Annotated in this window: 19 protein-coding genes and 1 pseudogene; 11 read left to right on the top strand and 9 right to left on the bottom strand. The window is 67.6% G+C overall.

Annotated features, from left to right (window positions below; all coding sequences use genetic code 11):
• Positions 1-5: 5 nt before the first annotated feature.
• Together J2T21_RS10585 and J2T21_RS10580 are read left to right on the top strand one after the other, a co-directional pair.
• A complete protein-coding gene (locus J2T21_RS10585) occupies positions 6-995 on the top strand; it encodes an ROK family protein (protein ID WP_307581215.1) in 990 nt (329 codons plus the stop codon).
• Complete coding sequence (locus tag J2T21_RS10580) at positions 986-1,669, top strand: N-acetylmannosamine-6-phosphate 2-epimerase (protein WP_307581213.1); 684 nt, start codon at positions 986-988, stop codon at positions 1,667-1,669. The genes J2T21_RS10585 and J2T21_RS10580 overlap by 10 nt, the downstream gene beginning before the upstream one ends.
• Here J2T21_RS10580 and J2T21_RS10575 read toward each other — a convergent pair.
• Positions 1,666-2,046, bottom strand: coding sequence for an MbcA/ParS/Xre antitoxin family protein (locus J2T21_RS10575; protein WP_307581211.1), 381 nt, complete (start codon positions 2,044-2,046; stop codon positions 1,666-1,668). The two genes, J2T21_RS10580 and J2T21_RS10575, sit on opposite strands and share 4 nt — an antisense overlap.
• A gap of 120 nt (positions 2,047-2,166) precedes the next feature.
• Between J2T21_RS10575 and J2T21_RS10570 the strand changes: the two genes are divergently transcribed.
• Complete coding sequence (locus tag J2T21_RS10570; RefSeq protein ID WP_307581209.1) at positions 2,167-3,030, top strand: SDR family oxidoreductase; 864 nt, start codon at positions 2,167-2,169, stop codon at positions 3,028-3,030.
• Here J2T21_RS10570 and J2T21_RS10565 read toward each other — a convergent pair.
• From J2T21_RS10565 to J2T21_RS10550, 4 genes are all read right to left on the bottom strand, one after another.
• On the bottom strand, positions 3,027-4,319 hold the full coding sequence (locus J2T21_RS10565; protein WP_307581207.1) for a M20 family metallo-hydrolase: 1,293 nt from the start codon (positions 4,317-4,319) through the stop codon (positions 3,027-3,029). The genes J2T21_RS10570 and J2T21_RS10565 overlap by 4 nt on opposite strands.
• Before the next feature lie 31 nt (positions 4,320-4,350).
• Positions 4,351-6,018 (bottom strand): amidohydrolase, encoded by a 1,668-nt coding sequence (locus J2T21_RS10560; protein ID WP_307581205.1) that lies wholly within the window; start codon positions 6,016-6,018, stop codon positions 4,351-4,353.
• Positions 6,015-7,670, bottom strand: coding sequence for a thiamine pyrophosphate-dependent enzyme (locus tag J2T21_RS10555; protein WP_307581203.1), 1,656 nt, complete (start codon positions 7,668-7,670; stop codon positions 6,015-6,017). The genes J2T21_RS10560 and J2T21_RS10555 overlap by 4 nt, the downstream gene beginning before the upstream one ends.
• A gap of 100 nt (positions 7,671-7,770) precedes the next feature.
• On the bottom strand, positions 7,771-9,093 hold the full coding sequence (locus tag J2T21_RS10550; RefSeq protein ID WP_307581201.1) for an MFS transporter: 1,323 nt from the start codon (positions 9,091-9,093) through the stop codon (positions 7,771-7,773).
• A 162-nt stretch (positions 9,094-9,255) separates the two neighbouring features.
• Here J2T21_RS10550 and J2T21_RS10545 point away from each other — a divergent pair, with 162 nt between their 5' ends.
• From J2T21_RS10545 to J2T21_RS10535, 3 genes are all read left to right on the top strand, one after another.
• Positions 9,256-10,440: a helix-turn-helix domain-containing protein gene (locus tag J2T21_RS10545; RefSeq protein ID WP_307581199.1), complete on the top strand. Its 1,185-nt coding sequence runs from the start codon at positions 9,256-9,258 to the stop codon at positions 10,438-10,440.
• Positions 10,441-11,084: 644 nt separating this feature from the next.
• Positions 11,085-12,335 carry a DUF222 domain-containing protein gene (locus J2T21_RS10540; RefSeq protein ID WP_307581197.1) on the top strand — a complete coding sequence of 417 codons (1,251 nt, stop codon included), beginning with the start codon at positions 11,085-11,087 and terminating at the stop codon, positions 12,333-12,335.
• A gap of 148 nt (positions 12,336-12,483) precedes the next feature.
• Positions 12,484-13,062 (top strand): antibiotic biosynthesis monooxygenase, encoded by a 579-nt coding sequence (locus J2T21_RS10535; RefSeq protein ID WP_373457916.1) that lies wholly within the window; start codon positions 12,484-12,486, stop codon positions 13,060-13,062.
• 77 nt (positions 13,063-13,139) lie between these two features.
• Here J2T21_RS10535 and J2T21_RS10530 read toward each other — a convergent pair whose 3' ends face one another.
• The 3 genes from J2T21_RS10530 to J2T21_RS10520 all read right to left on the bottom strand — a co-directional run bounded on the left by J2T21_RS10530 (position 13,140) and on the right by J2T21_RS10520 (position 17,326).
• Positions 13,140-14,123 carry a diaminopimelate dehydrogenase gene (locus tag J2T21_RS10530; RefSeq protein ID WP_307581193.1) on the bottom strand — a complete coding sequence of 328 codons (984 nt, stop codon included), beginning with the start codon at positions 14,121-14,123 and terminating at the stop codon, positions 13,140-13,142.
• 130 nt (positions 14,124-14,253) lie between these two features.
• Positions 14,254-14,736: a glutathione peroxidase gene (locus J2T21_RS10525; protein ID WP_307581190.1), complete on the bottom strand. Its 483-nt coding sequence runs from the start codon at positions 14,734-14,736 to the stop codon at positions 14,254-14,256.
• A gap of 181 nt (positions 14,737-14,917) precedes the next feature.
• On the bottom strand, positions 14,918-17,326 hold the full coding sequence (locus tag J2T21_RS10520; protein ID WP_307581189.1) for a hypothetical protein: 2,409 nt from the start codon (positions 17,324-17,326) through the stop codon (positions 14,918-14,920).
• A gap of 351 nt (positions 17,327-17,677) precedes the next feature.
• On the opposite strand from J2T21_RS10520, the gene J2T21_RS10515 reads away from it, so the two are divergent.
• Positions 17,678-19,438: an FMN-binding glutamate synthase family protein gene (locus tag J2T21_RS10515; protein ID WP_307581187.1), complete on the top strand. Its 1,761-nt coding sequence runs from the start codon at positions 17,678-17,680 to the stop codon at positions 19,436-19,438.
• Positions 19,439-19,488: 50 nt separating this feature from the next.
• A complete protein-coding gene (locus tag J2T21_RS10510) occupies positions 19,489-20,682 on the top strand; it encodes an MFS transporter (RefSeq protein ID WP_307581185.1) in 1,194 nt (397 codons plus the stop codon).
• Positions 20,683-20,687: 5 nt separating this feature from the next.
• Here the strand turns inward: J2T21_RS10510 and J2T21_RS10505 are convergent, their stop codons facing one another.
• Entirely contained in the window at positions 20,688-21,809 is a 1,122-nt protein-coding gene (locus J2T21_RS10505; protein WP_307581183.1) for an enoyl-CoA hydratase/isomerase family protein, read from the bottom strand.
• Positions 21,810-21,929: 120 nt separating this feature from the next.
• On the opposite strand from J2T21_RS10505, the gene J2T21_RS10500 reads away from it, so the two are divergent.
• The 3 genes and pseudogenes from J2T21_RS10500 to J2T21_RS20870 all read left to right on the top strand — a co-directional run.
• Entirely contained in the window at positions 21,930-22,319 is a 390-nt protein-coding gene (locus J2T21_RS10500) for a YidH family protein (RefSeq protein ID WP_307581181.1), read from the top strand.
• Positions 22,316-22,651, top strand: a complete 336-nt coding sequence (locus J2T21_RS10495; protein ID WP_307581179.1) for a DUF202 domain-containing protein — start codon at positions 22,316-22,318, stop codon at positions 22,649-22,651. Before J2T21_RS10500 ends, J2T21_RS10495 begins: the two co-directional genes overlap by 4 nt.
• 119 nt (positions 22,652-22,770) lie before the next feature.
• Positions 22,771-24,297 (top strand): annotated as a pseudogene (locus tag J2T21_RS20870) (SpoIID/LytB domain-containing protein); the annotation flags it as partial.
• Positions 24,298-24,699: the final 402 nt, after the last annotated feature.

Raw genomic sequence — 24,699 nt, 5'->3', positions numbered from 1 at the left:
CGTCCATGGTCAACGCAACAGCACTGGTGCGCCCCGGGAATCCGGGGCGCACCGCCGCGTTCGGCATCGACCTGGGCGGCACCAAGATCGCCGCCGGCCTGGTTGACGCCGCCGGCACCGTCCTGGCCGCCGCCTCGGTCCCGACCCCCGCCACCGCCGGCGCCCGCGCAGTGCTCGACGCCGTGGCCTCGCTGGTGGCCGGGCTCTCGGCCACCGAAGCCGCGGCGAACCTGCACCTGATCGGCCTGGGCCTGGGCGCGGCCGGGGTCATCGACCCGGGAACCGCCCGGGTGCTCTCGGCCACCGACACCATTGCCCGCTGGGCCGGCACCGACCTGGCCGCCGAGCTGTACACCCGCACCAACCTGCCCGTGCGCGCGGTCAACGACGTGCACGCCCACGGCCTGGGCGAGGCCTGGTGCGGCGCCGCCGCGGGCCGGGCCAACGTGCTGCTGCTGGCCGTGGGCACCGGGGTGGGCGGCTCGCACCTGCTGCACGGGGTGCCGCAGACCGGCGCGCACCACGTCGGCGGGCACATGGGGCACTTCGCCTCCCCGCTGGCCACGTCCCTGCCATGCTCCTGCGGGCGCACCGGCCACCTCGAGGCCATCGCCGCGGGCCCCGGCATCCACCGCAACTACCTGCGCCTGGGCGGGGATCCGTCCGTTCCCGACACCCGCGAACTGACCGCCCGCGCCTATGCGGGGGATGCGTTGGCCCGCCAGGCGCTGCGCACCGGGGCGCTGGCCGCCGGGATCGCCGCCGGTTCGCTGGCCAACATCCTGGACCCGGAGGCCATCGTGCTCTCCGGGGGCATGAGCGGGGCCGGAACCCTGTGGTGGGATGGTGTGCGGGAGGGCTTCGCCGCCGAGGCCATCGACCCGCTGGCGCACCTGGAACTGCTTCCCGCGGCCCTGGGCAACAACGCGGCGCTGATCGGCGCCGCCGGCCTCTTCCTGGCCCCGACCGATTCGAAGGAACTTCCATGCTCTTGACCCCCGCCGAACTCGAGGCCCTGCGCGGGCGCCTGATCGTCTCCGCACAGGCCTACCCGGGCGAACCCATGCGCACCCCCACCACGATGGCGCAGGTCGCCGCCTCCGCCGTCATCGGGGGAGCCGCTGCCATCCGCGTCCAGGGCATCGCGGATGTGCAATTCACCCGCAGCACCGTGGAGGTCCCGGTGATCGGGCTGTGGAAGGACGGACACGAGGGCGTCTTCATCACCCCGACCGCGCGCCACGCGCTGGCCGTGGCCCACGCCGGGGCGCACATCGTCGCCCTGGACGGCACCCGGCGCGGGCGCCCGGACGGATTGTCGCTGCAGCAGACCATCGAGCTGGTCCACGCCGAGTCCCACGCCCTGGTCATGGCGGACTGCGGGTCGCTGGAAGACGCATTGGCCGCGGCCGAGGCCGGGGCGGACCTGGTCGGGACCACGCTGGCGGGCTATTCCGGGGAACGGCCCAAGACCCAGGGCCCGGACCTGGAACTGCTGGAGGCGATCGCCGCCGCGGGCCTGTCGGTGCCACTGGTCGCCGAGGGCCGCATCCACACCCCGGCCCAGGCCCGCGCTGCCCTGGACGCCGGGGCGTTTGCCGTGGTCGTCGGCACCGCGATCACCCACCCGGCAACCATCACCGGCTGGTTCGACGCCGCGCTGCGCTAGCGGCGATCCTCGTGGGTGACCAGCGACTCGGCGGTGTTCACGACCTGCTGGGCATGCAGGCGCGCAATGAAATCCATGGGCCGCTCCTCGTCCAGCGCCCGGTTCGGGGACATCAGCCAGTTCACGGCCGCCTGCGGGTCCTCCAGCGACTGCAGGGTCAGCCAGACCCGGTAGCCCAGGCGCAGCCGCTGCTCCGTCATGGTGTCCGGTTCCGTGCTGTCCGGGTGGGCCCAGCGGTGCGGTGCGGTGGCGTCCTGGGTGCCGGCCAGCTGCTGCACCGCGGGGGCGCCGATGGCATCGACCAGGGTGCGGACGATGTCGTGGATGTTCGTCCGTGTTGCCTCGACATATACGGCGCTGTGGTTCAACTCTTTCATGCCCTAAGCATCGTCCTGCCGGGCCCGAAAATCCATGGGATCCGCGGTCTTTTTGCCCAGTGGGGGACACGGTTCCAGCCTTGCTGTACCCGGGGGCCGAATCAGTGGTGCAATGGAGGCATGATCATCGTTCCCCCGCCGCTGGCCGTCACCGGGTCCACTGGAAGCCTTGGCGGCCGGGTCGCGGCCGGGCTTTCCGCGGCCGGCGTGAAGCAGCGCCTGCTGGCCAGGACCCCGCGCAAGGCCCCGCCGGTGGACGGTGCCACGGTGTTGCAGGCGGCGTACGAGAACACCTCCGCCACGCGCACGGCGCTGGCCGGGGCCGAAACGGTGTTCATGGTCTCGGCCTCCGAATCGCTGGAGCGCCTGGAGCAGCATTGCGACTTCGTCGATGCGGCCCTCGAGGCCGGGGTCCGCCACCTGGTGTATGTCTCATTTGTCGGTGCCGCCCAGGACGCGGTGTTCACCCTGGCCCGGGACCACTTCGCCACCGAGGAATACATCAGGGCCTCAGGCCTGGACTTCACCTTCCTGCGCGACAACCTCTACGCCGACTTCCTGCCCGGGCTCGTGGGAGCAGACGGGGCCATCCGGGGGCCCGCCGGGGACGGCAGGGTCGCGGTGGTGGCCCAGCACGACATCGCGCGCACCGCCGTGGCGATCCTGCGTGATCCGGCGCGGCACGTGGGGGCGACCTACGAGCTGACCGGCCCCGAGGCGCTGTCGCTCACCGAGGTTGCCCGACAGCTCGGTGAGGCCCGCGGGGAACCTGTCGGCTACGTGGACGAGACCCTCGAGGAAGCCTATGCCTCGAGGGAACCGTACAAGGCCCCGAGGTGGCAGGTGGACGCCTGGGTGTCCACCTACCTCTCGATTGCCTCCGGGGCCATGGAACAGGTCAGCGGGGACATCGAGGCGATCACCGGGGTGCCGCCGATGACGCTGGCGCAGCTGCTGGAAACCCTGCCGGCCAATCGCTCCTAGGAAACGAGGGAAGAATCCCCGGCGGGTTCCTCCACCACCCCGGAGGGTGAGATGAACTCGCCGCGCACCACGCGCGCCAGCACCTCGGTGAGCAGGTCCACACCTTTGAGCATGTCCGCGTCACTGGTCAGCTCGCGTTCGTTGTGGCTGATGCCCTCGACGCTGGGCACGAAGAGCATGATGGTCGGGACAATGTCCTTCATGTTCGTCGAGTCGTGGCCCGCCAGGGTGCGCACCACCCCGTGGCTCAGGCCCAGCGACGCGGCGGCCCGCGCCGCCAGCTCGAGCCCGGCCGCATCGTAGGCCTTGGCGCCCCAGACGTGCTCCTTGCCGCGCTCGATCCGCACGTTGGCCAGCTGCTCGATCTTCGCGATGCGGGCGTGCAGGTCGGCATCCGCGGCGGCCAGCACGTCGGGGTCGGTGGAGCGCACGTCCACCAGCAGGTTCACGCGGCTGGCCACCACCACGGGGGAGTTCGGGAAGACGGTGAACTCGCCGCAGGAGGTGATGACCATGTGCTCCTTGGTGGAGTGCTCCAGGGCGATCTCGCGGGCGGCCACCACCAGTGCGGAGGCGCCCAGCAGCGCGTCCCGGCGGTCGGCGATGACCGTGGCGCCGGTGTGCGCCTGGTCCCCGTGGACCGTGAACTCGTACTTGTTCGCGCCCCAGGTCGACTCGACCAGGCCGATGGACAGCCCCCGGTCCTCCAGGGAGCGGCCCTGCTCGATGTGGATCTCCACGTAGGCGGCCACGGGCAGCTCGAAGTCGCCGATGGTCCCGATGGCCTCGAGCGCCTCGCGCACCGTGGTGCCGGCCGGGTCGGTGGTTTCCAGCACCTGGTTGGCCGGCAGCTTGCCGGTGTAGACGGAGCTGCCCATCATTGAGGGCTTGAACCTGCAGCCCTCCTCGTTGAACCAGTTGATGACCACGATGTTGAACAATGCGGTGCCCTCGGTGCCGGCGAGGGATTCCTGCACGCGCTTGGCCGCGTGCGCCCCGGCCAGCACGCCGTAGGCCCCGTCGAAGCGGCCGCCCAGCGGCTGGGAATCCAGGTGTGATCCCACCGCGATCCACGGGGCGCCGGGAACCAGCTCGAGCATCGCGTATTGGTTGCCGACCGCGTCGTAGCGCACGGTGAAGCCGTGGCCCTCGACCAGTCCGCGGAACCAGTTGCGGGTCTGCCCGTCGGCCACGGTGGCGGCCTGGCGGTCCACGCCGCCGCCGGCGGTGGCGCCGTGGCTGCTCATCGAGGTGAAGTCGGCAAGGAACGGATTGTTGGTCGGGGTCATGGTCTCTCCTGCAAGGTGGTGGGGGCGGGGATCAGGCGGTGGCGGGAACTGCGGCGGCGGAGCGTGTGTAGCTGGACTTTCCGCCGACGAAGGTGCCCAGGATTTCGAGCGCGGCAATGTCCGCGGCGTGCAGCGGGGAGGCGGAAAGCACCGTGAAGTCCGCGAGCTTGCCGCGGGCCAGGGACCCGCGGTCGGCGAACAGGCCGGTGGCCTTGGCGGCATTGACGGTGTAGAGCCGCAGCGCCTCCAACGGGCTCAGGCACTCGGCCGCTCCGCCGAGCACCTTCCCGTTTTCGGTCCGGCGGTCCACGGCCGAGGCCATGGCGCGGCGCACGTTGTTGTCGGCAACCGGCAAGTCCGAGCTGCCGGCGGCCAGGACCCCGGCGGCCAGCAGCGATTGGCCGCGGTAGAGCCAGCCCTCGCGCTCGGGACCGACGAGCGTGGCGAACTGGTCGCCCAGCGGGCCGATGAAGGATGCCTGCGGGGTCACCGCGATGCCGTGCCTGGCCACGGCCGCGACCTGGTCGGGGCGGGCGATGCCGAAGTGCTCGATGCGGTTGGGCAGCGCATTGCGGCCGTGCTTCTCCTGCAGCCCGGAGATGATCTCGATCGCCAGGTCGATGGCCGCATCCCCGATGGCGTGCAGCGCCACGGGCCAGCCGGAGCGGTAGGCGGCCGCGACCCGTTCCCGGTATGCCTGGGCGTCGTCGAGCAGGTAGCCGCTGTTGTGCAGGTGTCCGCAATAGTCCTCGGTCACCGCGGCGGTGGCACCCAGCAGCGAGCCGTCCATGAACACCTTGACCGGGCCCAGCGAGAGGTGCTCGTTGCCGAACCCGGCCGTGATGCCCAGGTCCAGCCCCAGCCCGGTTCCGCTGCCGTGGGCGTCGGAGGCATGGGATTCCTGCTCGCGCAGCGCGTCGAGTGTCGGCATCAGCTGGGCGCGGGCGTGCAGCTTCCCGGCGGCCAGCGCCCCTTGGTAGGCGGTGACCTCGACGGGGGAGTGGCCGATCCAGCCGCCGCCGACGCCGGCCTCGGTGAAGGAGGTGATGCCCTCGGCGGCGTAACGGGCGGTCGCGGCGTCCAGGGCACCGACGATCTGCTCCGCGGAGTAGGGCAGGAGCATCTTCTGGATGATGCCCTGGGCCGCTTCCTCGACCAGCCCGGTGGGCGATCCGTGCGCGTCGCGCACCACGGCGCCGCCCACGGGATCGGCGAAGCCCGGTTCCAGGGCCCCGGCCAGGGCGAGGGTGGCGGTGTTGGTGATCGAGGCGTGCCCCGAGACGTGGCGCAGGTACAGCGGGCGGTCCCCGGTGATCGCATCGAGCCGTACGATGTCGGGGAAGTGGCCGCCGTGGTTCTTGTGGTTGAAGCCGGTGCCGTTGAGCCACACGCCGGGGGTGGCGGCCAGCCGATCCATCTCGGCCTCGAGCAGGGCGTAGAGCTCCTCCAGCCCGCGTGCCTCCGAGAGATCCAGGGCGGCGAGCCCCAGCCCCCACCAGGTGGTGTGGCAGTGCGCGTCGATGAAGCCGGGGGTGATGGTCGCCTCGCCGAAGTCCTCGGTGCGGTCCGCGCTGCATCCGGCCAGGTCCTCGTCGAACCCCACGATGCGCCCGCCGATGATCCCCATCTCGCGGGCCGTGGGGCGCGCCTCGTCCATGGTCAGGATGGTGCCGGCGCGCACCAGCAGATCGAGCCTCATGCGTGGGCCTCCGCACCGCTTGCCACGGATCGGTGCGCGACGGTGCCCGGGCCCATGGTGGCCGGGTCGGTCTTCAGGTGCAGCACCGCCGGCAGGCCGCTGGCCAGGGCGCGTTCGAGTGCCGGGGCAAACTCCGCGGTGGTGGCGACGAATTCGCCGTGCCCGCCGAAGGACTTGATCCACTGGGCGAAGTTCGGGTTTTCCATCGACGTGCCCGAGGGGCGCTGCGGGTAGTGCCGGCGCTGGTGGTCCACGATGGTGCCGAAGATCCCGTTGTCCGCCACGACGACCAGCGGGGTGCCGCCGTGGGCGAAGGAGACGGCAAGTTCCTGGGCGTTCATGAAGAAGTCCCCGTCCCCGCAGACGGCCACGACGTGGCGGCCCGGGTGCATGATGCTTGCCGCCACGGCGGCCGGAACGGAGAGCCCCATGGCGCCGTTGCGCGGTCCCACCAGCGATTTCGGACCGTGGTGGGACAGATAGCGGTGGCCCCACAGGGTTGCGTTGCCAGCGCCGTAGGTGATGATGCGGTCCTGGTCCAGGGCGGCCTCGAGGGATTCGAAGGCGATGCCCAGGTCCACGCCGGTGCCGCCGTCGGCTCCGGGGACAATGAAGTCCAGCTGTTCTGCGCGCAGCTTCTCCATCCACTGCGGGCCGCGCGTGCCGCGCAGCGAGTCGCCGGAGGGAAGGGCTGAAACGAATTGCGCCGGGCCGATGCCCAGGTGCGCGTCGATGCGTCCGGCGTGGCCCGTCAGCTCGGCGTCGGGGGACACCACGATGGTCGGGGTGTCCAGCGCGGCCTGGTAGCCCTCGGAGAGCACATCGCCGCGGGTGCAGCCGATGAAGACCAACAGGTCGGCATCGTTCAGCGCCTGCACGGTGCGTTCGGCCCGGCCATAGCCCAGCCAGCCCGCGTAGGCCGGGGAGTCGTGGTCGATCGCGTCATAGGCGCGCCAGTCGGCCAGCACCGGCACGTGGGCGGCCTCGGCGAAATCGGCAAGCCTTGCCGAGGTGGCCGGATCCCAGCCGTCCCCGCCCACAATGATCGCCGGCCGCATCGCCCGGCCGAGCAGGTCGGACAGCGAGTCGAGGCCCGCTGCACTTGGTGCGGCCTCGGGCAACGGAAGCACCGCGGGCACGGGGGAGGAGGTCATGCGGACCAGGACGTCCTCGGGCAGTCCGACCACGACCGGTCCGGGGCGTCCGGTGGAGGCCAGGCGCATGGCCCGTGCCACCACGTCGCCGGCCTGGTGCTCGTCATCGAGCACAAAGACCGCCTTGGCGGTGGTGGAGAACCAACCCTCCAGGCTGAACTCCTGGAAGGAGTCCCGTCCGCGGTCCGCCAGCGGAATCAGCCCGACGAACAGCACCATCGCGGTGGCGTCCTGCCAGGCGGTGTGGATCGCGATCATGGCGTTCGCGGCACCGGGGCCCCGGGTGACCATGGCAATGCCGGGAGTCTCGCCGAGCCGGCCCTCTGCCAGGGCCATGAAGCCGGCACCGCCCTCGTGGCGGGTGACGACGGTGTGGATCGGGGAATCGTGAAGCCCGTCGAGCACATCGAGGTAGCTTTCACCCGGAACCGCATAGATGCGCTCCACGCCGTGGGCTTCGAGGGTCTTGACGATGAGGTGGCCGGCTGACAGGGTCATGAGCGGTCGTGGTCCTTTGTTGTGGAGCGTAAAAAGAAGACTGTGGGGTCCGGTGTGAACCGCAGGATTTGGGGCCCCTGCGGTGCACACCGGAGGGTCGCTAGTGCTTGAAGCCGGGCAGGTCGACGCTGAGACGAGGGGCGATGACGCCCGCAACCGCGGTGAACAGCGAGAGGAAGATGAGCATGGCGGCGGCGGGCCACCAGTGGTTGGACGCGGCGGCGACCAGGGCGGTGGCGGCCAGTGGGATGAACCCGGAGATCATGCCGGCGGTGTTCTGCGCGAATCCGACGCCGGTGTAGCGGGTCTTCGCCGGGAACAGCCCGGTCAGCACCGTGCCGGAGGCGGCGTAGGGCAGCGAGAGCGCCGCGACGGCCAGGGTCATGCCGGCGATGACCAGCACGTCGTTGCCCGAATCGATGAGCAGGAAGGCGGGCCAGGCGATGATCGCGGAGAAGATTCCGCCGTAGGTGATGACCTTGGAGGAGCCGAAGCGCTCGCCGAGGCGGCCGCCAAGGATCAATACCGGGATTTCCACCACGGCGGCAATGATGCCGCCCAGCAGCATGAGGGAGCGCTCGTATTCCAGCACATTGACGCCGTACCAGACCACGAACGCGGTGACCAGGTAGAAACCGCCGATGCCGAGCATGCCGGCAGCCATGCCGATGATGATGTGCTTCCAGGATTCCTTGAGCGTGGTGCGGATCGGGGCCTTTTCGGTCTCGCCCTTCTCCATCAATTCCTTGAACACGGGGGACTCGTCGAGGCGGCTGCGGATGTACAGTGCCACGAGCAGCATCGGAATCGCGGCCAGGAACGGGATGCGCCAGCCCCAGGCGTCAAAGCTCTCCTGGGACAGGAACACGGTCATCAGGAAGAAGCCTCCCGAGGAGAGGATCGTGCCAATGGGCGAGCCGATCTGCGGCAGTGCCGCGTAACGGGCACGACGGTGCAGCGGCGCGTTTTCCACCACGATGGTCATGGCTCCGGACCATTCGCCGCCCACGAACAGGCCCTGGGCGATGCGCAGCAGAACCAGCAGGATCGGCGCGGCAATCCCGATGGCCGCGTAGGTCGGCAGCAAACCGATCAGGCCGGTGATCACGCCGATGCCGACGATGGTCACCATGAGCGTCTTGCGGCGTCCGATCTTGTCGCCCATCACCCCGAAGATCATTCCGCCGATGGGGCGGGCCACGAGCCCCACTCCGAAGGTGGCGAAGGCTGCCATGGCGGCAGCCGTGGCGTTCTGGCTGTCGAAGAACTGGATGTTGAATACCAGCGCGGCGGCGGCGCTGAAGAGGAAGAAGTCGTACCACTCCATGGCGGTGCCAATGAGGGCGCCAATGGCAACCTTGGTGGCCTCCTTGTCGGAGATCTGCCGTGTTGCACCCGCTTCGAGTGTTCCAGTGTGGGTCATGGGATTTTTCTGCCTGATCTCAAGGGGAGGCCCGGTGCGTTGCTGCAAGCCATCCGGTTTGTGGGGACGATGTTTATCTTGCCAAGGATCCACCGTGATGCGCCGCACGATTCACAACGAGTTCCACGCCACAAACGGTGCAAAAGCACATAATATGATCGAATGGCACTGAACCAAGGCACCGAAAGCGAGCAAAACGGCCAACCAGGCGATTCAGGGCGCTGGAGCGCCCTGCTGGATGGGTTGGACGTTGGGAAGCTGACCGACGAATTCATTGCTCGTCTGGGCACCATTTCGATCTACGCCCAATCACCGTTGCCGATCAGTGAGATCAGGCGCACCGGCAGCGCGTCGTTCAAGGCCCTGATCCTGGCCATGAAGGCGGATGACGACGAACCGGGCTACCTGCGTGAACGCGATGCCATCGCGCTGGATGTGGGAGTCTCCAGGGCACGGGCGGGAGTGCCCATTGAGGCGCTGATGACCGCAATCCGCTTGGACTTCTCGGTGATCTGGGAAGCCATCACCGCCATTGCCGCGCCCGCGGACGCACAATTGCTGGTCGAGCACACCGCCCGCGTCTGGGAGGTCGTAGACGGCTACGCGGGGGAAACCCAGAGGGCCTATGTCGCCGAGCTGGCCAGGATCCAGGCGGAGGCCGCAAGCAAGAGGCAGGGCTACCTGGCCACGCTCTTTAGCGAGAAAAAATTGGCGCCTTCCGCGTTGGACCGGATAGCAGAGGAACTCGGCCAGGACCCCGGCACCAAATATGTGGTCGCGGTCGCGCCGTGGGACCATATCCCTGCACTGCGCCTTGCGTTGGCCAATGCGCAGGCGAGCAACCAGGTGTTCACCTATTCCATGGCTGATGCACTTGTGGTTTTTTATCCACTCGAGGAGCGTGCCGGCTCGGAGGCCCAGCGGCTCAACGAGAGCCTTGGGCGACTCTCCTGCGGCTTGATAGGGGAGGGCTGCCTGTTGGAGCAGGTTCCGCACGCCGCCGCCGTGGCCGCCGCGTTGGCAAGGCTGCTGGAACCGGCGGAAGAAGGCGCAATGACGTGGGCCCGGGGATGGGCCCGCATGGCCCGGCGAGAGCTGGAACGGGCGGGCGCTCCGGGGCTGGGCGAGGTGGAGCGCGCGCTGGACCACTGCGGCGCGACCGAGCGTCGTCGATTGGGCGAAGCGGTTCAGGCCTACCTGCAAACCGGGAGCATTGCACATGCCGCCGAACAGTTGTACTGCCACCGCAACACCTTGATGAACCGACTCAAACGCTTCGCCCAACTAACCGGAGTGGACCCCACCATTCCCGTCCAGGCGGCACGATTGGTGGTGGGTTGGTCGTAGGAGCCAGCAGGCTCGGGCGGGGTCGCAGTGACGGTGCAGCGCGACCTCGTGCGGCCATGGCGTTGGTGCGTGATCCTGCCGGGCGTGTTGGGGCAACTTGCGAGCGGGGCTGTCGCGAAGGCCTTTCCCTCGACGAGGTGGCTTGGGTGCCAGGGGCGGTCCATGGACGGCCGGTTTCCGAAGTCGTTGAAGCATTTGCCTCGCGGGAACCTGGCAAGTCCCCGAGATGGCAGGGCGCAACGGGGTTCCACCTATCTGTCGGATGCCTCCGGAACAATTGAGCATGACCCGGCGACATCGAGGCCATCACCGCGGTCCCGTCGAAGGTTTTGGTGCAGCTTCTGGAGTCTTAGCTGGCAGGCCGTTCATGGACTTAGGGTGCATTTGCCGACGATCGGAGCCGTTTCATCCAGTTAGAATCTTTATTCTATTACCTGCCATGACAGCTTCTAATTGTCGTCGTTTAGTTCTATAATTGTGGTATGGCATCGGAGTCATCGAGCAGCAGCAACCCGCTTCATGGGAACGTGATGTCGACCGCAGGACAAGCCCCCACTTATGATGCGCTGGTGCTTGCGGGAGTTGACCTGGATGCGATGGTCGCCGAGCACGTGACACGCACCGGCATTGACGGGATCCGCTGCGTGGCCTCGGCCGTGAACGCTGCCCCGCTGCACGAGGGAACTCACCAGGCGATTGAGTCCTTGGGGGCTTTGGAGGCCCTGAAGGCGGCCACATGGGCGAAGCAAGTAGCGCAAGCGGTGGCCTTCGAGGATACGGTGATCGCCAAGCGCGTGGAAACAGGGACGCGGAAGGACAACCCCGCATGGGGAACCCGCGGTGAAGTGGCCCTGGCTTTGCATGTTTCCCCGGACAGCGGGGCCAGCTTCATGAACAACTCGCGGCTCCTGGCCGAAGATCTGCCCAGCACCCTCCGGGGCATGCGATCCGGACTGATCACGTTCGAGCAAGCCCTGGTGGTGGTTTCTGGCGTGCGTGACCTGCGGGTCGAAAACCGGCAGCTGATTGATGCGCTGCTGTGGAACGGGCAGCAATCCTGCTTCGAGGCTGGAACCGCCATGTTGCGGGACCGGATCCATTGCTGGGCGCTGGCCCTGGAACCCAAGGCTGCTGCGGATCTGGAGGATCTTGCCATCAAGCGCCGCTACTTCGATGGCTACCAAATTGATGACTACACCGTGAAATTCAGCGGCAGATTGCCCCTGGAGCAGGGCCTGCCGATGTTGCAGGCTATACGCAACGCTGTGGACAAGCCCAGGAGTGCGGAAGACGACCGGTCCCGGGCCCAAGTGGCCGCTGACACCGCATTTGAGAAGGTAACGGGCACCAAGGCGGGAGACAGTGTTCCTGTCGAACTCCTGCTGGTGATGAATGCCGAGAACCTGACCGAAGATGCCCAGCACCCGGTGCTGGTTCCCGGCCATGGTTTCCTCAGTGCAGCCAAGGGCCTCGAACTGTTGGCAGGGAGCCCGGAAAATCCATTGGACACCTGGCTTCGGAACCTATATGTGGCCCCGGAGACCGGGAAATTGGTGGCCATGGAATCCACCGGGCGGCTCTTCACCGGGCAGCTCAAGAAATTCATCAAGGTCCGTGACCAATATTGCCGGACCCCCTTTTGCAACGGCAGAATCCAGGAACTTGACCACGTGGTCCAGGTGAGCCGTGACGGGAAAACCACCGAAGAAAATTCATCGGGGCGCTGCAAACGCTGCAATATGACCAAGGAAGCGCCAGGCTGGACGGAATCCCCGATTTCCGGCGCCGGCCGGCATGCCTTCGAGATCACCACGCCCAGCAGCCACACCTACATCTCGATGGCACCTGCCCAGATAAATGGATCAGGCCCCCAGTGGCCACCCAAGCGGCTATAGACGCCCACTTCCACACCCACTTCCAAGCGCGGAAGCCATCACCGGGAACACGCATGTGCTCCCGGAATATCCATGGGCTCGAGCCTTCGAATCGCTGAAATTTTCCTCGGATTCGTGGTGGGAACCGGGAGGGCACTAGATTATGGGAATGCCACAAGCAACCCCAATCACCGTATCGATAACCCGGACGGTACTTCCAGAACATCACCGTCGTTTCAATGCATGGGTCCAGGCCGGCCAGGTGCTGGCCCGGGAGTGGGACGGCTACCTTGGATCCGGATGGATCCGCACCGCTCCCGACTCCAACGAATGGCATGTCCTCTACCGGTTCTCCTCCGCCAAGGCCTTGGCGGCGTGGGACGAATCCGAGGAACGTAGCTGGTGGATCGACAGCGCGGCCGAACTAGTGGAGATCACCAAGGTCGAACACCGCACCGGAATCGAGGGCTGGTTCGAACAGCCCGGGGACACGAACCTCACCATTACGGAGACCGTGGTTCCGCCGCGCTGGAAGCAAGCGGTCAGCATCTTCCTGCCGTTCTTCCCGCTGAGCCTGCTGTCCAACTTCCTGCTGATGCCCTTCTTGGGGGATTGGCCGCTGGTACTGGCGGTGCTGCTGAATATATGTATTCTCACCCCGCTGATGACCTACATCTTCCTGCCGGTAACCACGCAGTTGCTGCGACCATGGTTGCACAAACCGCGGCGGGACAAACGCAAGAAGTGATCTGGTAGGACGTGAAAAACGGGTGGGCGCAGACCCTGCGGTCTGCGCCCACCCGAAGAACAAAGTCTTGCTGCGAACTACAGCAGCTCTGCGCGCAGTTGCTCCGGGGACTTGGGAGACAACAAGCCGGGCGCGACGTCGAAGACCGTCTTTGCCCCGATCTGGCCGGCCTGGTTCATCTTGTGCACCGCACGGGCGTAGGCCACCAGCACGCTGGAGGTGAACTCAGGGTTGGACTGCAGGGTCAGCGAATATTCGATGACCTGGGAGTGCTCGTCAGTGGTGTTGCCGCTGCGGAAGACAAAGCCGCCGTGCGGCATGGAAGAATGCTCCGAGGCCAGGGTGGCGGCATCGATGAAGTTCACAGTGGTGTCGTACTGGTCGAAGTAGTGCTCCATGGTCACGATGGCCTCGCGGACCGACGCGGCGTCGGCGTCGTCCTCGAGCACCACGAAGCACTCGCGCACGTGCTTCTCGCGGGTACTCAGGGTCGGGCGTTCGCCCGCGCGTACCTTGGCGATGGCCTCGGTGCTGGGGATCGTGTACTGGACGCCGCCGGCAACGCCGGGCACCCTGCGGATGGCGTCGGAGTGGCCCTGGCTCAGGCCGCGGCCCCAGAAGGTGTAGGTTTCTCCGTCGGGAAGCAGCGCCTCGCCGTAGACGCGGTTGATGGAGAACATTCCCGGGTCCCAACCGGCGGAGATCAGCGCGGTCTTGCCGGCGGCGGTGGCCGGGGCATCGACGGCGGCGAAGTGCTCGGGGATCTTGGCGTGGGTGTCGAAGCTGTCGACGGTGTTGAACATGGCGGCCAAGGCCGGGCCCTGCTCGGGCAGGTCGGACTTCGAACCGCCGCACAGGACCAGCACGTCGATGTCTTCGGTGTGCTTGGCCAGCTCATCCATATGGAAGGCCGTGGCACCTCCGGGAAGGGACAACGCTGCCGGGTCGCGTCGGGTGTAGACGCCAACCAACTCCATGTCGGGGTTCTTGGCAATCGCTGCCTGCACCCCGCGTCCCAAGTTTCCATAACCGGCAATGCCAATGCGGATTGATGCTCCCACGAAATTCCTCACTTCAAACTATTCTTGCGACCCCTCACACGCTAGTGCCTGCGGGGCCCGAACACCTAGAACGGTGACGGGCACCGGAACGGAACACCGCTCGAACCGGTCTGCGTGGGGGACCGCGTCGCTAGCCCGGGAGATTGGCTTCGATTGCGCGAATGATTTCGGGGTCATCGGGCACGGTCTGCGGGCGGAATCGCCGGATTTCGCCCGAGGGCATCAGCAGGAACTTCTCGAAGTTCCACGTGATGCGCCCGGCCTTCCCTGAAGCATCCTTTGTCTTCTTCAGCTCGGTGTACAGCGGGTGTTCATGCTTGCCGTTGACCCGAATGCGGTCGAAGACCGGGAAGGTGACGCCGTAGGTGCTCGAACAGAATTCCGCGATCGCCTCATTGCTGGACAGTTCCTGCAGGAACTGGTTGCTGGGGAATCCGAGCACGGTGAAACCGCGGTTCCCGTAGGTGCGTTGAAGCTGTTCAAGCTGCGCGTACTGCGGGGTGAGCCCGCAGCGTGAGGCGACATTGACCAGGAGGACGACCTGAGCGGCGTAGTCGTCGAGGGTTGTCATTGTTCCATCCATTTTTGCGATGGGAATGGTGTTGATGTTCATGCCAGGTACAGCAACACGGGGGTGCCTTGCATTCCCTGCGATGCACGTTTTCCGAGGTTTCCTCGTTCGCGGTTGTTGGTACGAATGGCAGCAACGGGGAAAGCACAGGTGGCGCGGCCCCAAACCGGGGCCACGCCACCTGCTCCTGCTTTCATCGCATGGGTGCGATGGGAACCGCGTCCTAGCCGCGCAGGTACCGGCGGTTGCGGACCATGACCAGCACCGGGATCAGCAACAACGCCAGCGGGATGAGCAGCAGCAGCGCACTGGGACCGCTGCTGATCTTGGCTGCCGAGACCGCCTGCGTGCTGGCCTCCAACCGCGAGGTTCCGCTGGCAAGTTGCGTGGAACCCTCCGAGAGAGTGGACAGGCCGGTGGCGAGCTGGGAGTTGCCATCGGCCAGCTTCGCCGCACCGTCGTCGAGCTTGGTGGCTCCGGTGGACAGGTCCGAGGTGCCCTTGCGCAGGGCCTCGAGGCCCAACGCCAGTGTTTCGGTGCCGCCCGCGAGCTTCGCCGCACCGGCGTCGAGGTCTTCGGCGCCGCGGGCGAGTTTCGCGTTGCCTGCAGCCAGGTTTCCGGCACCGTTCTTGACCTTGGCTGCACCTGCTGCAGCCGAGTCGGCGCCCTGGGCCAGGGCAGGGGTATTGGCCGCCAGTTTGGAGGTTCCGGCCTTGAGCTCGCCTGTTCCGGCTGCCAGCTGGTCCGTTCCGGCCGCAAGCTTCTTGCCGCCAGCTGCCAGGTCCTTGGCCCCGGTGTTGAGCTTGAGGGCCCCGGAATCAAGGGCCGAGGTTCCGGCCGCGAGCTTGCTTCCGCCCTGGGCCAGGGCATCGGCGCCGGTGCCGAGCTTGCCGGCCCCTTCTTCCAATGATGCAGTTCCCCGCGCCAGGGAACCGGCCCCGGTGTTGAGCTTGGTGGTTCCGGCGGCCAAGGCATCGGTGCCCTCGGCCAGCTGCGAGGCTCCGTTGCCCAGCGAGCCCAGGCCTGCCAGCAGGCCCTTGGAAGAATCGTTGAACCCGGCGTCGAGTTGTCCGAGTCCCGCGTTGAGGTTCTTGGCGCCGGCATCCAGATCGGTGGCCCCGGCCTTCAGCGCGCCGATGCCTTCGCCCAGGGCCTTGGAACCGTCACTGAGTTTTCCCAGTCCTCCATCGAGCTGCGCGGCACCGGACTTCAGTGCCTGTGCACCGTCATCCAGCGCGCCGGTCTGCTGGGGAAGTTCCTTGGTTCCCGCTTTCAGGGCGTCCATGCCCTGCGCAAGTTGCTTGCTTCCGGCGGCAAGTTCCCGGGCACCGGCGGACAGGCTGGTGGTGCCGGAGTGCAGCTTCTTCAGCCCGCCGTTGAGGTCCTGGGAACCCGAACTCAGGGCGTTGACCTTATCCAGCAACAGGCCCGCCGGCACCGCCGGGTTTTCCTTCATGAATGCCGCCAGGTCCGCGAGACCGCCGGAGAGACGCTCGGTTCCGGCGGCCAGTTCTGCGGTCTTTGCAACGGCCGTGGCCAGCCCGTCGGACAGGTTCTTGGCACCGTCCTCGACGCCGGAGGAACCTTGTTGCGCCGCGACGATCCCGCCGCGCAATTGCGGTGCGGCGGCGGCCAGCGCCTTGGTGCCTGCGGCCAGCTTGGTGCTGCCGGAGGCAAGCTGGCCTGAGCCGTCCTTCAGGCCTGCCACGCCTTCGAGCAGGGCGGGAGCCTTGGCGGCGAGTTCTTCGACGCCGCCAAGCAGTTTGCCGCTTCCGGCGGCCAGGGCGTCCGATCCGGCCGCGGCGCTCGAGGTTCCTTCCGCGAGTTTTTGGGCACCCGCGTTTGCCGCCTGGGTTCCTGCGGCAAGCTTCTGGGCCCCGTCCCGGGTTGCATCGGCACCGGCGGAGAGCTGCTGAGCGCCGGCGGACAGGTCCTGGGCTCCCGCGTTGGCCTGGCCCGTTCCCAGGCCCAGCTTCGCCATTCCCGCGGACAGGTCGAGGGTTCCGGCCTTGAGCGACTGTGCCCCGGAGTCCAGGATCGCTGTGCCCGTGGCCAGCGATTCGGTGCCGGTGGCGAGCTTGGTCGAGCCCGCACTCAGTGCACCTGCACCTGTGTGGGCATCCCGTGCACCTGTGGCCAGCTTGCCGGCCCCGGCATCGAGCTTGCCCGCCGCGGCATCGAGTGAAGCGGTTCCCGCGGCAAGCTTGTCCACACCGGTTGCCAGGTCGCCGGCCCCGTTGCCCAGCTTGGAGGCGCCGGCCGCGGCATCCCACGCGCCGAGGGAGAGCTTTGAGGTGCCGGCGTGCAGCGAGACCGCACCATCACCGAGCTTGTCGGCGCCCGCGGCGGCGTCCTGGGCTCCGTCGGCCAGCTTCTGTGCGCCGGCGGACAGGGCACCGGTGCCGTTGGCCAGCTCCGTGGCTCCGGCGGCTGCCGCGCCGGAGCCGTCGGCCAGCTTGGAGACCCCGTCGTTGGCCTTGCCCATGCCGTTGTTCAACTCTGAGGCGCCGGTGGCGACCTGCGAGGAGAACATCGCGTAGAAGGCCACGAAGGCGATCAGGAACAGGCCGAGCAGGACCGTGATGACGGCATGCAGCAACGTGTGCCGCTTGGCGGCAATATGTGCATTCAACTGGACTCCTTGGGGGAAAATCGTGGGATGGTGCAGTGGCTTGCCGCAGCGTTTTTGGGCGCACCGAAGTACGCCGCGCACTGCGGCACGGTGGAGCGGGAGGGGTCATCGGCCGGTGGCCGTCCTGACCCGGGATTGAGCTGTGACGTGAGTAACAAAAGGGACTAGACCCATTGAACTTACTCGCCGGTAGGTTTGCAAGCTTTTTGGCGAAAAAACTTACCCGACAGTAGGTTGTGACCTCTTTTGGGTTTTTGCTTGGGCCTTCGCAAATGCCCTTCAGTTGGTGCCGGTTGGTGCCGGATTCCTGAATCGACCCAAATGGCGCACGAAAGTTGTAGGCTCGCAGGCATGGTGAGATTCCTGATTATCGCGTTGTTGTCATTGCTCGGCTTCATCACCATCGTCGCCGCGTCCTTCGGCCGCGATGGATGGTGGGCGATTGCTGCGCTGGCCTTGCTGCTGCTGGGGCTGGGCATCCACGACGTGATCCAGACCAAGCATGCGATCCTGCGCAACTTCCCGGTGCTCGGACGCATGCGCTTCCTGTTCGAGTCCATCCGCCCCGAGATCCAGCAGTACTTCATCGAGCGGAACACCGACGGACGGCCCTTTGACCGCGACACCCGCTCGCTCATCTACGCACGTGCCAAGGGCGCCGACAGCCACAAGGCCTTCGGCACCGAACGCGACGTCAACAAGGTCGGCTACGAATTCCTGCTGCATTCCACCGCCCCGGTGCCGGTCAGCAGCGACCAGCACCGGGTGCGGATTGGCGGACCGGACTGCACCCAGCCCTACGACATGTCGCTGATGAACGTCTCCTCCATGAGCTTCGGGGCGCTGTCCAAGAACGCCGTGCTGGCCATGAACAAGGGCGCCGCCATGGGCGGATTCGTCCAGGAAACCGGAGAAGGCGGTCTGGCCCCGTACCACCTGGAATACGGAGCCGACCTGTTCTGGGAGATCGGCTCGGGCTACTTCGGCTGCCGGGATGCGGAGGGAAACTTCGACGCCGTCGTCTTCGCCCAAAAGGCGGCCAACGAACACGTCAAGGGCATCACCATCAAGCTCTCCCAGGGCGCCAAGCCGGGCCTGGGCGGGGTGCTTCCGGCGGCCAAGATCACCGCGGAAATCGCCGAGACCCGCGGGGTTCCGATGGGTGTCGACTGCATTTCCCCGGCATCGCACTCGGCCTTCAGCACCCCGCGCGAACTCATGGAGTTCGTCGCCCAACTACGGGAACTTTCCGGCGGCAAGCCGATCGGCTATAAATTCTGTGTGGGTTCGCGCACCGACGTGCTCGCCATGTGCAAGGCCATGATAGAAACAGGGATCACCCCCGACTTCATCACCATTGACGGTTCCGAGGGAGGCACCGGTGCCGCCCCGCTGGAATACGAAGACCATGTGGGCACCCCGCTGACGGAGGGCCTGATGCTGGTGCACAACGCCCTGGTCGGCGCCGGGTTGCGCGGCAGGATCCGGCTGGGGGCGGCCGGAAAGATCGCCACCGGCTCCGACGTGGTCAAGCGACTGATCCAGGGCGCCGACTTCACCTTCAGCGCGCGCGCCATGATGATGGCCACCGGCTGCATCCAGGCGCAGAAGTGCCACACCAACCGCTGCCCCGTCGGCGTGGCCACCCAGGACCCCCGGCTGATGCGGGCACTTGACGTCACGGACAAGGGCAACCGGGTCTACAACTACCACAAGCTCACCGTCCAGGAAGCGGCCCAGCTGATGGCCTCGATGGGCGTGGGCGCGCCCGGCCAGCTGAACCTGCGGATGCTGCGCAGGCGCATCGACCAGTTCACCACGCGCAGCTACGCGGGGCTGCACAACTGGCTGGCGCCGGGGGAGCTGCTGGAGAACCCGCAGCGCGGCTGGGCCATGGACTGGGAGGAAGCGGACTCCGACACCTTCGGCGAGCACGTGCCCCTGCTGTGGTCCAACGACCGCGAGCCCGCCCCGGCAGCCATTGCCGGGACGGTGCCGCCCCAGCGCGTGGAGCCCAAGGACTCCACACACCACACCGTGGCCCCCGTGCATCCGAACGCCGAAAGGCCCGAGGGGCGCCCGGCACCCAAGGCCACGCCCAAGGCAGGCTGACTTCGTCATGAATGCGTAGGCCCGGGCAGCGGCGCGGAATAATCGTCGCCATGGACGCACCCGGATCGGCACCGAAAATTGGATTCCCCTCGGTGCTGGCCCACGCCTTCTTCCTGCAGGGCGCCGTATACCTGGTGCGCCCGGCAACCTCCTACAAGGCGCTCGAGCTGGGGGTGGACCCCGGGCTGCTGGGGCTGGTGGTGGCCAGCTTCTCGATCCTGCCGGTCTTCCTGGCCATCGCGATTGGTCGTGCCACCGACAGGGGAGGCGAAAAGCAGGTGCTGCTCGGTGGCGCGGGGCTGATGCTGGTCTCGGGCGCCGGGCTGCTTTTTGCCGCTCCCTCCCTCCCTGCGCTGCTGGGCTGGAACGCGGTCCTGGGCGTGGGCCACCTGATGAGCATCATCGGGGAACAAGGCCGGCTGGCCTCGGCCAATGCCCGGAACATGGATCGGGTCTTCGGCTTCTACACCATGGTCACAGCGGTGGCGCAGGCCGCGGCCCCGCTGTTGCTGGGGTTCCTGGGCGGGGCGGCGGTGAACCCGGATACCGCGGTGCTGCTGCGTGCATACCTGCTCGCCGCCTTCGCGATGCTGCTGGCGACCCTGTTCATGGTGCGCCATTCGGTCCCGGTGGCGGCCGGCGGCTCCAAGGCCCCGGTGAAGCTTGGCGTCGCGCTGAAGGTCGAACCCGCCGCCCGGAACACGCTCATCGCCTCGATCGGGCTGAGCATGATGGTGCTGTGCAGCATCGACCTGCTGCAGGTCTACCTGCCGGCGCTGGGCGTCGAACGCGGGATCCCCACCCAAACCATCGGCGCCCTGCTGGCGCTGCGGGCCGCGGCCACTGTGCTCTCCCGGCTGGGCATGGACCGGTTGGTCCGCGCGGTGGGCCGGGCACGGCTGCTGCTGGTCTCCACGGGCGCCTCGGCGCTGCTTGTCGGGTTGCTGGTGCTGGATTTGCCGGTGCCCGCGATGGCGGCGGTGCTGGCGGCGGCCGGCCTGGGCCTGGGCCTGGGGCAGCCGCTGAGCATGACGGTGGTGTCCACCGCGGCGACCGAGGGCACCCGCGGGACCTGGATGTCGATCCGGCTGCTGGGCAACCGGCTGGGCCAGGCGGCGATCCCGGTGGGCGTGGGAGTCTTTGCCACCACCCTGGGCGCCGGGGGAGTGTTCCTGGTCCTAGGCTTGGGCTTGGGAGCAGCGACGCTCGGATCGATCGCGCCGCTGCGCCCCATGGGGAAATAAGTCGGCTACGGGGCCTCGGCAATGACCGCGGCAACCGCGGCGGTATCCACCTCATCCAGCCGGGCCGGGGTCCACGCGGGGTTCCGGTCCTTGTCGATGACCTGGGCGCGGATGCCCTCGGCGAGGTCGGGGCGGTGCATCAGGTAGTCGGCGACCCGCAGCTCGCGATCCAGCGCCGAGCGCAGGTGGTCCTCGGCGCGCGCGGCCCGCACCGCGGCCAACGCGCATTCAAGCGAGGTGGGGCTGTTCGCGCGGATCGCCGCGGCGGCCTCGGCGGCGGCTCTGTGGCCCATCGCATCGAGGCGCTCCAGGATCCCGGCCAGGTCCGGGGCGGAAAACGCAGCATCGATCCACGGCCTTGCCGCGGCCAGCCCGGACGCGGCAAAGGACCCAAAAAGGACCTCGAGCCCGGCGGCGATCTCGGGTGCGGGCATCGCCTCGAAGTCCTCCAGCGCGTCGGCCAGCTCCTCAAAGCGCTCGGATTCCACCATCATGTCCGCAAAGCCCAGCTCCACGGCATCGGCACCGCTGAAGGTGGAGGCGGTCAGCACCAGGTATTCGCCCAGGTGCCCCGGGGCGCGGCCCATCAGGTGCGTGCCACCCACGTCTGGGCTGTAGCCGATGCGGGTCTCCGGCATCGCGAAGCGCGCCTCGGGGGTGGTGATGCGGATCGAGGCGTGCGAGGCCAGCCCGATCCCGCCGCCCATGCACAAACCGTGGACCAGCGTGAGCACCGGCTTGGGGTAGGAAGAGATCGTCTCGTTGAGGTCGAACTCCAGGGACAACAACTCCAGGAAGCGGGCGTGCTCCGATTCGGTGACCGCGGCATGGAAGTCCTTGATGTCACCGCCGGCGCAGAATCCGCGTTCCCCCGCCCCGCGCAACACGACCATGGAGACGGTCGGGTCCTGCGCCCAGGCGGTGAACACCTCGGTGAGCTCCACCAGCATTCCACGGGTCAGCGCGTTGATGGCCGCGGGCCGGCGCAACTCGATGAGTCCCAGTGAACCGTTGCGGGCGGAATGGATGAAGGTCTTGATCGGTCTGGTCCTGTCGTTGCGGCTGCGGTGCTGCTGCCAAGATATCGCCGATGCACCCCGGATGCGAAACCGCCCGCTCGGCAACATCGCCGACTTGAACAGCGGGACACCGCGGCGTCGCCGGTATCCTGAACAGGAATTCACCACACCGGTGCGGCGCGCCGCCGCACCCCAGGGAAGCACAGCGCAAGGGAGCACTCCGGGGCCATGGGATCGACCAACGACAATGACGAACGCGGGTCCCTGGCCCGGCGGGTGCTGCCCGGCGGCAAGGAACCCGATCCGCGCTTCACGCTGGCCAACGAGCGCACATTCCTGGCCTGGATCCGCACGGCCCTGGCCTTCCTGGCCGGAGGCATTGCGCTGGAGGCATTCGCCGCCGACGCATTCCCGGGCCCGCTGCGCACCGGGATCTCGGTGCTGCTGATCGTGATCGGCATGCTGGTCAGCGCCGGGGCCGCCCTGCGCTGGCGCCGGATCGAGATGTCGATGCGCCACTCGCGGCCCCTGCCCTTGCCGCTGATCGTCCCCATCCTGGGCCTGGGCGCCGCCATCGCCGCCGCGGTGGTGGCCGTGCTGATCGCCGTGGACCGATGAGCGCAGGCCCGCGGGAACCGATCCACCAGGATCCCGGGCTGCAGCCCGAACGCACCGTGATGTCCTGGGGGCGGACCACGCTCGCGCTGTGCGTCGCGGCCCTGGTGTTCCTGCGCTGGCTGCCACATTACGGTGCGGGAATCCTGGCCATGGTCGTGCTGGCGATGGCGGCCGCCGGGGGCATCTACGCCACCCAGCGCCGCCGCTACGCACGCTCCTCCTGGGGGATCCGCTCCGAGCTCTTGCACGCCGACGTGGTTGCGGTGCTGTCCGTCAGCGCCCTGGTGCTGGGCCTGGGCGTGACCGGCATCCTGGTGGTGCTGGGCCCGTAGTGCTCAAAACCGGCAGGTCATGGCGGGTACCGGCCGATAACCGGTGGCATATGATCGGTAGTTGATGTTCCGCCGGGAAAACGCCCGGTTTCCCGCCGCACCGAGGACCAAGGACCGACATGAGAAAAACCGCCCTGGCCGTATCGGCCGTGCTGATTGCCGCACTGCTGGTTCCCGGTGTTCCGGCGCTGGCCGTGGCCCCCGCCGGCGCCGCCGTTTCCACCGCGAGCATCAAGGACACCAACAAGTCCTATCTGGCCAAGGCCGCCAGGTCCCTCGGCGGGGCCGACGCGGCAACGGGCAAGCTCAAGGACGGGACACTGTGGCGTTCGCACCGCGACGGCATCGTGGTGTACTCGAACAAGCGCCGCGCGCTGACGGTGCGCAACGCAATGGCCCGGGCGTGGGCGGACACCGGCTGGGAAAACGGCCGCTTCGGCTACCCGACGGGCGAGCAATACAAGTCGGGGGCCGACACCCGGCAAAACTTCGGCGGCGGCGTCATCGGCGTGCGCCCCAACGGAACCTCATACTGGCTGCCCAAGGCCCCGAAGCTTCCCGACTTCACCATCACCGGGGCCGGCTGGGGACACGGCGTGGGCATGAGCCAATACGGGGCCCGGGCCATGGCCGCCGAGGGCAGGAGTGCCACCGGCATCCTGCAGTACTACTACAACCCCGCCAAGGTCACCGCCGGCAAGAGTGCACCGGCCGGAGACATCCGGGTGCAGGTGCTCAAGTCCGGCAGCAGCTCCCTGGCCGTTGCCGGCGGACGCATGCGCGTGACCGACCCCGCGGCCAAGAAGACCTACACCGCTCCGGCCGGCTCCACGCTCACCCTGAAACGCAGCGGCTCCCAGCTGTCCTACGTACTGAAGACCGCCGCCGGATACGACGTGGTGCCGCGCGATGCGAACAAGGACGGGGCCAACGACAAGAACCCCAAGGCGCAGGAAAACAAGACCAGCAGCAAACTGCGCATCACCTGGGAGGGCACGCGCGCCTGGGCCTCGTCCAAGAGCGCCACCATCTCCATCCCCAAGGCCAACGCCGAGTCCTCGGCACCGGGGCTCTACCGCCATGGATACCTGGAAGCGGGACTGCTCAAGGACCAGGTGAACCTGGTGACCTCGCTGCGGCTGAACGACGAATACCTCTACGGCCTGGCCGAGGTGCCGTCCTCCTGGCCTTCCGCGGTGCTGCAGGCCCAGGCGATTGCCGGGCGCACCTACGCCATGCGCAAGGTCGGCAGGCTCAAGGAATCCTGCGACTGCAACGTCACCGACGAGGTCCACGACCAGAAGTTCACCGGCTGGGCAAAGGAAAACGAACAGCCCGGCTACGGGGCCAAATGGAAGGCTGCCGTCAACGCCACCGTCTCGCGCAATGCCGCGGGCGTGCCCACTTCCGGCAAGGTCGTCACCTACGCCGGGCGGCTGGCCGAGACCGTGTACTCCTCCTCGACCGGCGGGGCCACCCGCAACAGCGAGGACGTCTGGGGCGGCGCGGGCCAGCCCTACCTGCGCTCGCGCACCGACCCCTGGTCGTTGAAGGCCAGCGCCAACAACCCCTACCGGTCCTGGACCCAGCGCACGTCCCAGCGGGAGATGGCCAAGGTCTTCGGCCTGGGCGATGTGGTGGGCGTGAAGTTCACCCGCGCCAAGGACCTGACCATCAGCTCGGCCACCGCCACAACCTCCTCCGGGACAGCCAAGACCCTGACCGGGAACGCCTTCCGCTCCTGGGCCTCCGGCATCGGCGCGCACTCGGCCTGGATCACCGGCATCAAGGCCAGCACCACCGTCCCCAAGGCCACGGCCATCAACCCCCGGAACTTCTGCAGCACCACGGTGAAACCCGGGTCGAACCTTGCCAAGGCCGCCTCCAAGGCCCGCGACGGGGCGGTCATTTGCCTGAAGGCCGGAACGCACAAGGCCGGCAACGTGGTGCTCAAGCCGCGCCAAACCCTCATCGGGCACACCCGGTCCAACACCCGGCTCGACGGGACCATCGCGGTCACGACGAAGAAGTCGGGCAAGCTGCACCGG

It is taken from the genome of Paeniglutamicibacter psychrophenolicus, assembly GCF_030812255.1.
Classification (GTDB): Bacteria; Actinomycetota; Actinomycetes; order Actinomycetales; family Micrococcaceae; genus Paeniglutamicibacter; species Paeniglutamicibacter psychrophenolicus_A.
Note: the sequence above shows the minus strand (reverse complement) of the source record. Positions and strands in the feature narration are given on the sequence as shown.